Annotated in this window: 14 protein-coding genes and 2 riboswitches; of the genes, 7 read left to right on the forward strand and 7 right to left on the reverse strand. The window is 61.3% G+C overall.

Going from position 1 to position 13,580, the window contains the following annotated elements; all coding sequences use genetic code 11:
* Positions 1–24 precede the first annotated feature (24 nt).
* A complete protein-coding gene (locus RGM3321_RS17720) occupies positions 25–381 on the forward strand; it encodes an MmcQ/YjbR family DNA-binding protein (protein WP_244394143.1) in 357 nt (118 codons plus the stop codon).
* Here RGM3321_RS17720 and RGM3321_RS17725 read toward each other — a convergent pair.
* Both RGM3321_RS17725 and RGM3321_RS17730 read right to left on the reverse strand, forming a co-directional pair.
* Positions 376–810: a DUF1294 domain-containing protein gene (locus RGM3321_RS17725; RefSeq protein WP_244394144.1), complete on the reverse strand. Its 435-nt coding sequence runs from the start codon at positions 808–810 to the stop codon at positions 376–378. The genes RGM3321_RS17720 and RGM3321_RS17725 overlap by 6 nt on opposite strands.
* Entirely contained in the window at positions 807–1,637 is an 831-nt protein-coding gene (locus RGM3321_RS17730; RefSeq protein WP_244394145.1) for an undecaprenyl-diphosphate phosphatase, read from the reverse strand. Before RGM3321_RS17730 ends, RGM3321_RS17725 begins: the two co-directional genes overlap by 4 nt.
* Before the next feature lie 251 nt (positions 1,638–1,888).
* Here RGM3321_RS17730 and pnuC point away from each other — a divergent pair, with 251 nt between their 5' ends.
* Positions 1,889–2,452, forward strand: coding sequence for a nicotinamide riboside transporter PnuC (gene pnuC, locus RGM3321_RS17735; protein WP_244394146.1), 564 nt, complete (start codon positions 1,889–1,891; stop codon positions 2,450–2,452).
* Entirely contained in the window at positions 2,449–2,973 is a 525-nt protein-coding gene (locus tag RGM3321_RS17740; protein ID WP_244394147.1) for an AAA family ATPase, read from the forward strand. Before pnuC ends, RGM3321_RS17740 begins: the two co-directional genes overlap by 4 nt.
* Here the strand turns inward: RGM3321_RS17740 and RGM3321_RS17745 are convergent.
* Positions 2,970–4,295, reverse strand: a complete 1,326-nt coding sequence (locus RGM3321_RS17745; RefSeq protein WP_244394148.1) for a sigma-54 dependent transcriptional regulator — start codon at positions 4,293–4,295, stop codon at positions 2,970–2,972. The genes RGM3321_RS17740 and RGM3321_RS17745 overlap by 4 nt on opposite strands.
* Before the next feature lie 327 nt (positions 4,296–4,622).
* Here RGM3321_RS17745 and RGM3321_RS17750 point away from each other — a divergent pair, with 327 nt between their 5' ends.
* On the forward strand, positions 4,623–4,889 hold the full coding sequence (locus RGM3321_RS17750) for a hypothetical protein (RefSeq protein WP_003315350.1): 267 nt from the start codon (positions 4,623–4,625) through the stop codon (positions 4,887–4,889).
* A 95-nt stretch (positions 4,890–4,984) separates the two neighbouring features.
* On the opposite strand, the gene RGM3321_RS17755 is transcribed toward RGM3321_RS17750, so the two are convergent.
* The 4 genes from RGM3321_RS17755 to cobW all read right to left on the reverse strand — a co-directional run bounded on the left by RGM3321_RS17755 (position 4,985) and on the right by cobW (position 11,511).
* Entirely contained in the window at positions 4,985–5,572 is a 588-nt protein-coding gene (locus RGM3321_RS17755) for a VWA domain-containing protein (protein WP_058402262.1), read from the reverse strand.
* A 77-nt stretch (positions 5,573–5,649) separates the two neighbouring features.
* Positions 5,650–6,678, reverse strand: a complete 1,029-nt coding sequence (locus RGM3321_RS17760) for an AAA family ATPase (protein WP_244394149.1) — start codon at positions 6,676–6,678, stop codon at positions 5,650–5,652.
* The gene (gene cobN, locus RGM3321_RS17765) at positions 6,678–10,442 is read right to left on the reverse strand and encodes a cobaltochelatase subunit CobN (RefSeq protein ID WP_244394150.1); all 3,765 of its coding nucleotides are present in this window, start codon (positions 10,440–10,442) and stop codon (positions 6,678–6,680) included. The genes RGM3321_RS17760 and cobN overlap by 1 nt, the downstream gene beginning before the upstream one ends.
* Positions 10,443–10,446: 4 nt before the next feature.
* Positions 10,447–11,511 carry a cobalamin biosynthesis protein CobW gene (cobW, locus tag RGM3321_RS17770; RefSeq protein WP_122260060.1) on the reverse strand — a complete coding sequence of 355 codons (1,065 nt, stop codon included), beginning with the start codon at positions 11,509–11,511 and terminating at the stop codon, positions 10,447–10,449.
* Positions 11,512–11,625: 114 nt separating this feature from the next.
* Positions 11,626–11,849: riboswitch (cobalamin riboswitch) on the reverse strand.
* 58 nt (positions 11,850–11,907) lie between these two features.
* A riboswitch (cobalamin riboswitch) is annotated at positions 11,908–12,122 on the forward strand.
* 95 nt (positions 12,123–12,217) lie between these two features.
* Between cobW and RGM3321_RS17775 the strand changes: the two genes are divergently transcribed.
* The 3 genes from RGM3321_RS17775 to RGM3321_RS17785 are packed head-to-tail and all read left to right on the forward strand — an operon-like array spanning position 12,218 to position 13,548.
* Positions 12,218–12,403, forward strand: a complete 186-nt coding sequence (locus RGM3321_RS17775; RefSeq protein ID WP_244394151.1) for a CbtB-domain containing protein — start codon at positions 12,218–12,220, stop codon at positions 12,401–12,403.
* Between the two features lie 10 nt (positions 12,404–12,413).
* Positions 12,414–13,121, forward strand: coding sequence for a CbtA family protein (locus RGM3321_RS17780; protein WP_244394152.1), 708 nt, complete (start codon positions 12,414–12,416; stop codon positions 13,119–13,121).
* Positions 13,099–13,548: a cobalamin biosynthesis protein gene (locus RGM3321_RS17785; RefSeq protein ID WP_244394153.1), complete on the forward strand. Its 450-nt coding sequence runs from the start codon at positions 13,099–13,101 to the stop codon at positions 13,546–13,548. Before RGM3321_RS17780 ends, RGM3321_RS17785 begins: the two co-directional genes overlap by 23 nt.
* Positions 13,549–13,580: the final 32 nt, after the last annotated feature.

The raw sequence follows: 13,580 nt of genomic DNA on the forward strand, positions 1-13,580 counted from the left end.
GACGCCACACTGAAGGAGCATTCCGTGAACAAGACCCGTAACAAAGAAGACATCGCCCGATTCTGCCTGGACTTGCCGGGTGCCCGAGAGGATTACAAATGGGGCGGTGTGCGCGTGTTTTCCGTTGCCGAAAAAAAGATGTTTGCGGTCATGGACCTGGTCGGCCAGGACCTTTCGTTCAAGGTCCATCCGGAATTGTTTCTGGGTTACGTGGATCGGCCCGGCATACGGCCTGCGCCTTACCTGGCGCGCGCGCACTGGATCAGCGTGGCAGACCTGCACACACTGAGTGACGATGAAGTGCGTGATCTGCTGACTCGCTCCCACCAACTGGTGGTCGACAGACTGCCGAAACGACAGCAGATCGGCTTGAAACTATAAAGGCGACAGCTGCAAAAGCCGCTTGCCCAGAAACAGCCAGTCAAGCCACAGCGCCTGATGCGCCAGCACGATCAGCCAGAACACGACCTGAAAAGGCACCTTGCGGGTCTTGTGCCGAAACACCTGCTGCGCCAGCAATGCTCCGGGCCAGCCACCGAGCAGTTCGGTGGCATGCAGGACATTCTCCGGCGTGCGCTGACCGCCGTTTCCGGCCTGTCGCTTGTCATGCCGATAGAGCACAAACGCCAGCAGGCTCATGACCATCAAGGCGAGCGCCGGGATCAACGTGACCTGCCTGAACCCCAGCGACGCCGAGCCGTAAACCGGTAGCGCACACAGCAGCAGGAACGCCAACACCTTCAGGCGCAACTGCCGGACCGGAGCCCTGCCCCGGCCAGTTGGCCGCTGCGTTTCGCGGCTGCGTGTCATGCCTTGGCCGATGCCCAGTCGATCCAGCCAAACTGCCAGGTCGCCAGAATCAACAGGCCGAAGGCGATGCGATACCAGGCGAACACTGCATAGCTATGAGTAGCGATGAACTTGAGCAGCGCGCGAACGGCAATCATCGCGAAGATGAACGAGGTAATGAAACCGATGGCAAACACCGCGAAGTCGTCCGGGCGAAACATGTCCCGGTATTTGTAGCCCGAGTACACGGCTGCACCGACCATGGTCGGCATAGCCAGGAAGAACGAGAATTCGGTCGCTGCCTTGCGTGACAGACCGAACAGCAGCCCGCCAATAATGGTCGAGCCAGAGCGCGATGTGCCAGGGATCATCGCCAGGCACTGCACCAGCCCGACTTTCAACGCATCGCTCCAGGTCATGTCATCGACGGTTTCGGTACGCACGGTGTGCTCGCGGCGCTCGGCCCAGAGCATGATCACACCGCCCACGACCAGTGCCGTTGCCACGGTGATGGCATTGAACAGGTAATGGTGGATCATGTCGGCAAAGACCACACCCAGTACCACGGCAGGCATGAAGGCGATCAGCAGGTTCAGGGTGAAACGCTGCGCTTGCTGTTGCTTCGGCAAGCCTGTGACAACGTCGAGAATCTTGCGCCGAAACTCCCAGACCACCGCCAGAATCGCACCCAGCTGGATGATGATATTGAAGGCCATGGCGCGCTCGCCGCCAAAATCGATCAAATCGGCGACGATGATCTGATGCCCGGTACTGGAGATCGGCAAGAACTCCGTCAAACCTTCTACAACACCCAATATTAACGCCTGAGCAGCGGTCCAAAGATCCATCATTCCCCCATGAAGCGATGCCGCAGGCTCGCTGTTTAATGTTGTCGTATAAAAAATGCTTGCCACTATGCCGTCGCATGCCTGAACGAAGCTTGAAGAAAGTCTCGCAAATGCAAGGCGCCGAATGCTAGCAGACCTCCAGGCACAAAGCCTGCCGACGTGCAGCCTGACGCAACACAAGCTCCACGCCGCGCGCAGAAGCGCATACAATCGCCGCCCCCGACCCTCACAACCCTCACCAAGGAGCCGCCATGTCCGGGCTTGAACTCTTCGCTGCCGCCATCGGCGTTATCGCGGTCTGGCTGACAGTGAAGCAGAATCCCTGGTGCTGGCCAATCGGGCTGGTGATGGTGGTGATTTACATCTGGATATTCTTCGACGTGAAGCTGTATTCGGACATGCTGCTGCAGGTCATTTATGCAGGCTTGCAAATCTACGGCTGGCTGCAGTGGACTCGCCATGGCGAGGGCCTGCCGGTCAAGGCTGTCACTGTTTTGCCGAGCCATTCGCTGCTTAAAGGGCTGGCTGTCGGCGCAGTCATCAGCCTTGCGCTGGGCGCTGGCATGGCGCATTTCACCGACGCCGCACAGCCCTGGCTGGACGCGGCACTGACGGGTTTCAGTCTGGTGGCACAAGTGTGGATGGCACACAAGCGCGTTCAGTGCTGGCCGCTGTGGATTGTGCTGGATGTGATTTTTGTCGGCCTGTTCATCTACAAAGAGCTGTACCTGACCGCTGCACTCTATGCGCTGTTTACCCTGCTGGCCGTGCAAGGCTGGCGCGAGTGGCGTAACGATCTGGCGCTGGCGCGATGAAAGTCCTGGTCCTGACCGGCCCCGAGTCCAGCGGCAAGAGCTGGCTGTCGGCCGAAATACAGAATCGGTTCGGCGGCGTACTGGTCGGCGAGTACGTACGTCATTTCATCGATCAACAGGGGCGCGATACCGACTACGCCGATATACCGGCCATTGCTCGCGGCCAGCTGGACTGGGAGGATGCCGGTCGCGCCAGCGAGTCACACTTGTTGATACTCGACACACACTTGCTGAGCAATGTGCTCTGGAGCCACACCCTGTTCGGCGACTGCCCGGCGTGGATCGAACAGCAACTGCTGAGCCGCTCCTACGACCTGCACCTGCTGCTGTCGCCCGAGGGCGTGGACTGGATCAGCGACGGGCAACGCTGCCAGCCGCAGTTATGCGAACGCCAGGCCTTCTTCGACAGCAGCCGGGAATGGCTGGACCACCATCGGCAGGCCTATAAAGTGCTGGGCGGGGACTGGCCGCAGCGCCGCGAACAGGCGATGGCGGCTGTCTCGCAACTGCTGGGGGCTTAGCGGATCTGATGCTTGTGTAACAGCCGATAGAAGGTCGGTCGCGATATGCCCAGGACTCTGGCCGCCACACTCAGATTGTCACTATGGCGGGTCAATACGTCGCACAATGCCTGACGCTCTGCACGCGATTTATATTCCTCCAGCGTGCCCATGCTGCCAGCACTGTCTTCTTCGCCCAGCAAGCCCAGGTTTGCCGCTTCTATCTGCCTGCCTTCGGCCAGCACCAGCCCGCGCCGTACCCGACCGGCCAGCTCTCGCACATTGCCCGGCCAGTCGTGCTTGCCCAACGCCACCAGCGCATCCTGACTGAAACTGCGTGCTCGCCTGCCGCTGTCCTGACTGTACAAATGGGCGAAATGGTTGGCCAGCAACGCCAGATCGCCATGACGCTCGCGCAACGGCGCCACCCCGACCTGCAGCACATTGAGCTGGTAATACAGGTCTTCACGAAAGCGCTTTTTCCGCACAGCCGTTTCAAGATCCTCACGTGTCGCGGCCAGCACCCGCACATCCACTGCAATCGACTCACCGCCGCCCAGGCGCTCGATTTGCCCGTCCTCCAGAAAGCGCAACAGCGACGCCTGGGTTTCCAGCGGCAGATCACCAACCTCGTCAAGCAACAGCGTGCCGCCGTCAGCAGCTTCAAGCAGCCCGATCCTGTGCGCCTGAGCACCGTCAAACGCAGCGTTTTCATGGCCAAACAGCTCGGTCTGGATCGAGTGCCCGGTGAACGCACCGCAATCCACGGCAACAAAGGGCTTGCCGCGTCGCTGAGACTGTACATGCAGGCTGCGTGCGATCAGCTCTTTGCCCGTACCACGTTCGCCACGAATCAATACCGGTGAATCGATAGGTGCCAGCCTGCTCAGCAGCTTGCGCAGCTCACGAATGGGCCGACTGTCGCCGAGCAGCTCGGGCTCGGCGTCGGAAAGCGTCAGCCCACCTTGCACTTCGGGACGACCTGCCGCTAATGCTCTGTCCAGCGTGCCATGCAACCGCGCGGCATCGAAAGGAAGGGTGTGAAAATCGAAAAACCACTGGCAAACGAAATCGCCGATTTTTTCGCGTTGTAGATCGTTGGCTGACAGCACTGCAACCCAGCGCATTTTGCTGTGGGCGACAAGCTCCTGAAGCCTGGGCAGTTGTTCGAAATGACCGGGCGTCAGGCGAATCAGGCCCACGTCATGATCGGGATTGAAGGTAGAACCTGAGGTGCTTTCCTGCACCGTCCATCCGACATCACTCAAAGCAGGAATCAGAAGATGACAGTCTTCACCGCCGTCGATGATCAACAGACGTCGCGTTGGGGCCGATCCATGCATGAAGTTTCCTTGGCGCCCGACGTGGAGTGGGATTTTTAAAAGCTTTTCATAAACAGTATGTTGGCGAGCCCAACTATCACCCTAGCAAATTTTTGACGCAGCGTTGTACCGTTTGGGTCTAACACTCATAACCCTCTGTCGCTAACGCCTTAGCTGCTTAAGGATGTTTATTTGCAAGGTCACGCGGGCGAGCGTTGAAAAAAATTCGCATATTTTTCTTTGAAGGGTGTGACTCATGCCCCCTTGTCGTTCATCAACACAAGTAACCAGCCGGACGGTCAGCCCGCCGCCGTGACTGAATTGAGATGGGCACTTGAGGAAAAAACCATGAACGCCCCGCTGCGCTTCAACGATGCACTTCTGATCGCTGGACACGCTTTTGAACCCTTCCAGTGTGTTGCCTGGGCACCACAGGACGGTAACGGCGAACTGAGCCTGACGGTGATCGACCGCACCAGCAACCGTATCGGTCGCAAGCAGATCCCGAGCAGCACCTATTCAGACAAGCGGCAACTGGCCAGCGCTCTGGAACAGGCCCGCGCTGAAATCAGCAACGAAGGCTATGACCTTGAGCCTTGGACCATGCCAGCCTGATGCAGGATTGAGCGTTGCTCGTGCGCTGCAACTGACTGCCTTGCCAATGCTTCAGCGCATTGGCACGCAGTTGCAGAGCTGCCAGACCTGATAGCTCAAACCGGTTTCAGCTCATCGATGTGCTGATAATCAGCCCCCAGGCTGGACGCCAGTTCCCGCGCTCTCCCCAGGCGGATCGGGCCTTTCTCGATATCGATCAACACACTCGCGCAATTGAATGCAGGCAGGACGGGTAACTGCTTGATCCTGCCATCGGTCAGCACGAGAACCCGCTGCTGCTCGGCCGGATATCGTTTTTGCCGCTGTGCCAGCCATTCACTGGCTTGCTGGAGAGCCGCTGACAGTGGCGTGCCGCCGCCCGCACCCAGTGCATCCAGCCATGGACTTAATGCCGACGACGCTTTCAGGCCCTGATGTTGCCAGCGTGGCGTATTACCGCTGGCGGTCAGCAAGGCAAGACGCGCGCGGCGTCGATACGCATCGTCGAACAATTGCGACAACAGCCCCTTGGCCTGGCTCAACGCCTGATGGCGTCGCGTAGAAGCTGAAGCATCGACAATCACCAGCAATAACTCACTGGGACGGCTGCTGCGCGGCTGGCGAATCAGATCCTTGCGGCTTTTCGGCTGACCGCGCAACAGGGTGGGCAACCATTGCACCGAGCCATCAGCACCGGCACGCATAGCCCCTTGTCTGCCAGCGGCCAGTCGACCAGGACGGGGAACGGCATCCGCCCCCTGTGCGATGCGAGGGCGGATGCCTAAGGCTTTTTTGGCCAGCTCGGCACTTCGCGGCGTGCGCCGGTAGTGACGGCTTGGCCGGGCAATTCGCCCCAGCTGCCCTGCCCGCTTTCAGGGTCGGCCTGCCTGCCGGACGATTCGGGCGGCGGCGCTTCCGGGTTTTGTGGCGGCGGAACCGGCTCGCGCCGCCGATGACGCAAGGCAAACTCGGCGACCGCTTCGATGTCCTGTTCTTCGATCCGACCAGCACCACGCCACGCCGCATGGGCGCGCGCGGCGCGCAGCCAGACCAGATCGGCGCGCATACCGTCGACACCCGCAGCGAAGCAGCGCTCGGTGATCATTGCCAATGACTGGTCATCCAGCTCGATACCGGCAAGCAGTTGACGCGCCTGCTCACAACGATGCTTCAAGGCGTCCTGCTGAGCTTGCCATTGCTGGCAAAACATTACTGGATCGCTGTCGAAATCCAGACGGCGACGGATGATCTGACTGCGCTCGGCAGGCAGGGTCTGGCCACTCAACGCGACATTCAGGCCAAAGCGATCCAGCAACTGCGGGCGCAATTCGCCTTCTTCCGGGTTCATGGTGCCGATCAGTACGAAGCGCGCTGCATGGCGATGGGAAATACCATCGCGCTCGACCATATTGACGCCGCTGGCCGCAACGTCCAGCAACGGGTCGACCAGATGGTCGGCGAGCAGATTGACCTCATCGACATACAGCACGCCACCGTCGGCCTTGGCCAACACGCCCGGAGAGAAGCGCGCCCGGCCTTCGCTCAACGCGGCGTCCAGATCCAGCGTGCCGACCAGACGCTCTTCGGTAGCGCCTAGCGGCAAGGTGACGAACTGACCACTGGCCAGCACATCGGCCAGCCCCCGCGCCAGCGTCGATTTGGCCATGCCCCGAGGCCCTTCGATCAATACGCCGCCGATACGCGGGTCGATGGCGGTCAGGCACAATGCCAGCTTCAGGTCATCGGCGCCGACCACGGCAGCCAGCGGGAAATGTGGAGTTTCGGTGATGTTCGGGTCAGGCAAGGTCATCAGTTCTCTTCTATGTCCAGGAGCAGGTCTTCCAGCGCCTGCTGATACTCGCCCGGCTCCTGCCAGAGCCCACGCTGCTGGGCTTCGAGCATGCGCTCGGTCATGTCGCGCAAGGCATCGGGATTGTGCTCGGCGAGGAAGTCGCGAGTGGCCGGGTCAAGTAGATAGGCGTCGGCCAGCAGCGCGTACTGGTGATCATCGATCAGTTCGGTCGTCGCGTCGAAGGCAAACAGGAAATCCACGGTCGCGGCCATCTCGAATGCACCTTTGTACCCATGACGTCTGGCCCCGTCGATCCATTTCGGATTCGCCGCGCGCGAGCGTATCACTCGGTTCAGCTCTTCCTTCAAAGTGCGGATTTTCGGCAGGTCCGGCTGGCTGTGATCGCCATGGTAACTGGCGGTCCTCTGCCCGCTGAGGGTTTCCGAAGCCGCGAGCATGCCGCCTTGAAACTGGTAATAATCGTTTGAATCAAGCAGGTCGTGTTCGCGATTGTCCTGATTCTGCAGCACGGCCTGTACCTGAGACAGACGCTGGGCAAAGCGCTGACGCGCAGGCGTGCCTTCATCGGCAGCGCCATAGGCGTAGCCGCCCCAGTTCAGGTAAACCTCGGCAAGGTCCTCACGGCTCTGCCACAGACGGCCGTCGATTGCGCCCTGCACGCCAGCACCATAGGCACCGGGCTTGGCCCCGAATATCCGCCAGCCCGCCTGACGTGCCGCTTCGTCTTCGCTCAACCCTTCTGCGATAAAACCTTGTCGTTCTTCTCGCACCCGGGCCGCCAGCGGGTTCAGGTCGTCCGGCTCGTCCAGCGCGGCAACTGCCTGCACCGCAGCGTCGAACAGCTTGATAAGGTTGGCGAAGGCATCACGGAAAAAGCCCGACACCCGCAATGTCACGTCTACCCGCGGGCGGTCCAGCAGGCTGACCGGCAGAATCTCGAAATCATCGACCCGCTGGCTGCCCGTCGCCCAGACCGGACGCACACCCATCAGCGCCATCGCCTGAGCGATATCGTCACCACCGGTGCGCATGGTCGCCGTGCCCCAGACCGACAACCCCAACTGACGCAGATGGTCGCCATGGTCCTGAAGGTGCCTTTCCAGCAACAGGCTGGCGGACTGGAAACCGATACGCCAAGCCGTGGTAGTCGGCAGATTGCGGACATCCACAGTAAAGAAGTTGCGACCGGTGGGCAGCACATCCAGACGCCCCCGACTCGGCGCACCGCTGGGGCCTGCCGGAACGAAGCGGCCGCTCAGTGCATCGAGCATGCCCTGCATTTCGCCGGGGCCACAAGCGTCCAGACGCGGCGCGACCACTTCACGCAGGCTGTCGAGAATCAGTGCCAGATCATCGTCAACCGGCAAGTCGTGCAGCGCTTCGTCCTGAGTCACGCGTTCGATGAGCGCAGCGGCGTAAAGCTCAAGCCGTTCACGCGCATCACCGGCAGTGCGCCACGGGTCACTGCTGACCGCTAACAACGCAGCGGGACGCGCGCCGGTCCAGGGTTCGGCCAGTTCGCAATCCAGCGGGTCGAAATCCAGACCGAACGCTTTACTCAGCGCCCGTAACAGACTCGACTGCGCGCCGCGCCCGTCGCCGCGCGGGATGCGCAGCAGGGCCAGCAAGGTGTCGGTACGCAGACGGTCTTGTGGTGACTGACCGAAGATGTGCAGGCCATCGCGAATCTGCGACTCTTTCAGGTCACACAGGTAAGTGTCCAGACGCGGCAGCCAGAGCGCCGCATCGGCGTCGCTGTCGAGGTTTTCGCCCAGGGCCAGCTCGCGATCTATATGGGTTTCACGGACCAGTTCGAGAATGTCCCGTTGCAACTCGCGCGCGCGGCGCGGATCAAGCAGTTGCGCCTCATAGAACTCGTCGGCGAGCAGTTCCAGATTGCGCAGCGGACCATAGGTTTCCGCGCGGGTCAGGGGCGGCATCAAGTGATCGATGATCACCGCCTGGGTACGCCGCTTGGCCTGTGCGCCCTCGCCCGGATCATTGACGATGAATGGATAGATGTTCGGCATGGCACCCAGTACGGCGTCCGGCCAGCAGGTTCGGGAAAGGCCGACGCCCTTGCCCGGTAGCCACTCAAGGTTGCCGTGTTTGCCGACATGCACCACCGCATGCGCTCCGTACGTCTTGCGCAGCCAGAAGTAAAACGCCAGATAACCGTGGGGCGGAACCAGATCCGGGTCGTGGTACACCGCGCTGGGGTCGACCTGATAGCCACGCGCAGGCTGAATGCCAACGAAGGTCAGGCCAAAGCGCAGACCGGCAATCATCATCCTGCCACTGCGAAACATCGGATCGCTGTCCGGCGCGCCCCAGCGGGCATTCACGGCATCACGGTTCTCCTGCGGCAGCTCGTTGAACGCCGCCAGGTATTCCTCCAGTGCCATGCTTTGCTGGCAGGGCCGCAGATCAATGCTGTCCAGATCATTGGTCACACCACCCAGCAGTTGCTGGATAAGCTCGGTGCCGCTGTCCGGCAATTGTGCCAGCGGATAACCCTCGGCCTGCATGGCGCGCAGGATGTTCAGCGCCGCAGCAGGCGTGTCGAGCCCTACACCGTTGCCGATCCGCCCGTCGCGGGTCGGATAGTTGGCCAGGATCAACGCCACACGCTTATCGGCGTTGGGCAGCCGCGCCAGTTCGATCCAGCGCCGCGCCAGTTGCGCGACAAAATCCATCCTGTCCGGCTGGGCGCGGTAACACACCACGTCCGACTGGCTGCGCTCGCTGCGCCAGGCCAGATCCTTGAAACTGACTGGCCGACTGATGATTCGCCCGTCCAGCTCCGGCAAGGCAATGTGCATCGCCAGATCGCGCGCACCAAGGCCCTGTTCGCTGGCCTGCCATGCAGGTTCGTTGTCCTGCGCGCAGATCGCCTGAATGACCGGCACGTTGCGCCGAAACGGGCGCAGATGCGGCGCTTCCGGGCTCGACTGGGCAAAGCCGGTGGTGTTGAGGATCAGTTCGGTTTCAGCCTCGTCCAGCCAGTCCTCTACCTGAGTGAAACAGCCCGGCTCCTTGAGGCTGGCCACGGCTATGGGCAGCGGGTTGATGCCCATAGCCTGTAAGCGCACACAGAACTCGTCGATAAAACCGGTATTGGCGGCCTGCAAGTGCGAGCGATAGAACAGCAGCGCCGCAACGGGCTGCCCCGCAACCCAGTCGGCTTGCCAATCGGTGAGCTGCGCGCTTGCCAGTCGAGGGTGGTAAATGGCTGTACGTGGCAACGGTTGGGGCTCGGTCCAGGAATAGTCCCGGTCCAGCCAACGACTGGCCATGCAACGATACATTTCCAGCGCATTCTGCAAGCCGCCCTGACGCAGAAACTGCCAGAGCCGGTCGCGTTCTGCGGCAGGCACCGTGCTCAGATCGCTCAGCTCAGGATCGGGACGATCATCACCGGGCACCAGAATGACCTGAACCCCGCGTGCCGCGAGCTCCATCAGCCGCTCGACGCCGTAACGCCAGTAACCGATGCCGCCGTGCAGGGAAATCAGAATGACCTTTGCGTGACGCAGCACCTCATCGACATACAAGTCGACAGAGGCGTGATTCTGTACCTGCATCGGGTTGGCCAGACGCAGGCTCGGGTAGTCGTCAGGAAGCTGGCGGGCAGCTTCGGCCAGCAGCGCCAGGCTGGAGTCTCCGCTACAGAGAATTACCAGCTCGGCCGGGGTCTGGCCCAGATCGGCAATGCTGTCGTCGGGTACGAAACCGCCGGGCTGGGTTCTCAGTAAATGCATGGGGTTAGCCAACAACCGCAGCGTTGAGCTGCGCTTGCAGGGCCACGGCGTCCAGCTCCTGACCAATCAGCACCAGATGCGTGGCACGCTCTTCATCGGCGCGCCAGGCGCGGTCGAAGTGTTTGTCGAAACGCGTGCCCACACCCTGGATCAGCAGGCGCATCGGCTTGCCGGGAATGGCCGCGAAGCCCTTCACCCGCAGAATGCCGTGCTGCACGACCAGTTGATTCAGTGCGTCGAGCAGCACCTTTTCATCGGCCTGAGGCAATTTCAGGGAAATCGAATCGAAAGCATCGTGATCGTGGTCATCATGATCGTCATCGTCGTGATGATCATGATGGGTCTTGCGACCATCGATGTGCAGCTCGGACTCGGCGCCAACACCCAGCAGTACGCTGATCGGCAGACGACCGCTGCTGGCTTCAATCACCTTGACGGCTGGCGGCAGTTCTTCGGCAACTTCGGCACGCACCGCTGCCAGACCTTCGGCGTCGATCATGTCGGCCTTGTTAAGGATCACCAGATCGGCGCTGGCCAGTTGATCAGCGAACAGCTCGTGCAAAGGCGATTCATGGTCCAGATTCGGGTCGAGTTTGCGCTGCGCATCGACCTGATCCGGGAACGCAGCAAACGTACCGGCCAGTACTGCCGGGCTGTCGACGACAGTGATCACCGCATCGACTGTGCAGGCGTTGCGAATTTCCGGCCACTGAAAAGCCTGAACCAGCGGCTTGGGCAATGCCAGCCCGGAGGTTTCGATCAGGATGTGGTCCAGGTCGCCACGACGAGCGACCAGCTCGCGCATGACCGGAAAGAATTCTTCCTGCACCGTGCAGCACAGGCAACCGTTGGCCAACTCATATACCCGGCCGTTGGCCTCTTCTTCGGTGCAACCGATGGTGCACTGCTTGAGGATTTCTCCGTCGATGCCCAGCTCACCGAATTCATTGACGATGACCGCGATGCGCCGCCCTTCGGCGTTGTCGAGCATATGTCGCAATAGGGTGGTTTTGCCCGAGCCGAGGAAGCCGGTGACGATGGTGACGGGAAGCTTGGCCAGTGTTTTCATCAGGTGCCCTTTGGCAATGCGGCGGGCAAACAGGACGAGAACCGCGTGTCTGGCACACGGATCGGATCGCCACCGGATCACCCCGCCCGGTTGTAGTGATAATTCGCAGGCCTTTTGGTCAGCCCGGTTCGAGGCAGGTCTCCTGGCTCACGGCGGCATGTGGCAGGCAATGAATACCATGCCGACACGCATTCATTGCGCCTTCCCGCCGCAGCAGTGGCTGTGCAATGAACCTCACCGTTTACAGTTGCGGGGGCAGCTGCGGCGTGTACCGCATTCCCGTCTTAGCTCCATGTGTAACGCTTTACGCATGGAGAACCTCGAACCGGCAAGGCTACGCAGTGACCGCAGACAGGTCAATCGTTCAGATTGACGATCCCCCGCTGCCCATGCTCTCCTGTACGCCTTGTTTCGGGTGCCCCTCACGGGGTGAAACGGGAAACCGGTGCGCTCACGCTGTCGAGCAAGTCCGGTGCTGCCCCCGCAACGGTAAGCGAGAGAAGGTCTGATCCACTGTGCCACGGCATGGGAAGGTGACCTTGCAGGCCTTGAACGTACGACGTTTGAGCCCCTCGCGAGCCCGGAGACCGGCCCGACATCGTTGCAATGACAAACCCGCGGTGGGCGGGCGCAGTTGAAACCTCTGGCGTCTGCCGGCAGGTTCCTTCGCGCGTGGCCCGCTTGCCAATCATCAAGAGGGATCGCCATGTCAACCATCAGCAGCAGCCACGCCGCCGCCGCCAGCTCCACCCGCACTCAACGCCTGACAGCCGCCATCAGCGCTGCGCTGCTGGGTGCCTGTCTGGTGTACTTCGCCGGTTTCTCGCACATCGCGGCCGTACACAACGCCGCACACGATACCCGTCACAGCGCTGCCTTTCCTTGCCATTAAGGACTCCACAATGTTCAAGCGAATCGCACAAACTGCCGGGTTCACGGGCCTGCTTGCGGCCCTGTTGCTGACCGTGCTGCAAAGCTTCTGGGTGGTGCCACTGATCCAGCAGGCCGAAACCTACGAGAACGCATCTGCCGAACAGGTCCATGAACATGCAGACGGCGCGGCTGCCGAGCACAGTCATGCGCATGACGAAGCTGCCTGGGAACCTGAAAACGGCTGGCAACGTGTGCTGTCCACCACGGGCGGCAATCTGGTGGTCGCGGTAGGCTTCGCCCTGATGCTTGCCGGGCTTTACACCCTGCGCGCGCCGGGCCGCACGGTGCAAGGCGTATGGTGGGGGCTGGCCGGTTTCGCGGTTTTTGTGCTGGCACCCACGCTTGGCCTGCCACCTGAATTGCCAGGCACCGCTGCCGCCGAACTGAGTCAGCGTCAGGCCTGGTGGATAGGTACGGCCGCATCGACTGCCGCCGGGCTGGCCTTGCTGGTGTTTGGTCAGAACTGGCTGCTCAAAGTGCTGGGCGTGGCGATTCTGGTCGTTCCTCACGTTATCGGCGCACCACAGCCGCTGGTCCATGAGAGCCTGGCACCCGAAGCTCTGGAATCGCAATTCATGCTTGCCTCGCTGCTAACCAACGCGCTGTTCTGGGTCGCGATGGGGCTGATCAGTGCCTGGCTGTTCCGCAGAAACGATGCCGACCTGCACCAGGCCTGATTCTCCGACCGTTCAGCCCGGCTCGTCACTGGTGGCCGGGCTGGGCTGTCGGCGCGGTTGCTCTGCAGCGACGTTGCGCGAGCTGATCGAGAACAGCCTTCGCGTGATCGACCTGGAGATTGCCAGCGTCACTGCGCTGGCATGTATCGATCTGAAAGACCAGGAACCGGGCCTGCTTGAACTGGCCGGGCAACTGGCAGTGCCGCTGGTGTTCTTCAACGCAGCGCAACTGGTCGCGTGGGAGCTGTACCTCACCCATCGTTCTGCGCAGGTCTTCCAGACTACGGGCTGTCACGGTGTCGCCGAAGGTTCGGCACTGGCGCTGGCCGCGCAACTGGGAGACGGCACCGCCACCCTGCTGATCGAAAGGCAGAAAAGCGCCCACGCCACATTTGCCTTGGCAATAAGTCCTGCACACAGCGGATAATCTCTCCGCGCTCATCCATTCCGGAGAATTCA

The organism is Pseudomonas sp. RGM 3321 (genome assembly GCF_022836805.1).
Taxonomy (GTDB): Bacteria; Pseudomonadota; Gammaproteobacteria; order Pseudomonadales; family Pseudomonadaceae; genus Aquipseudomonas.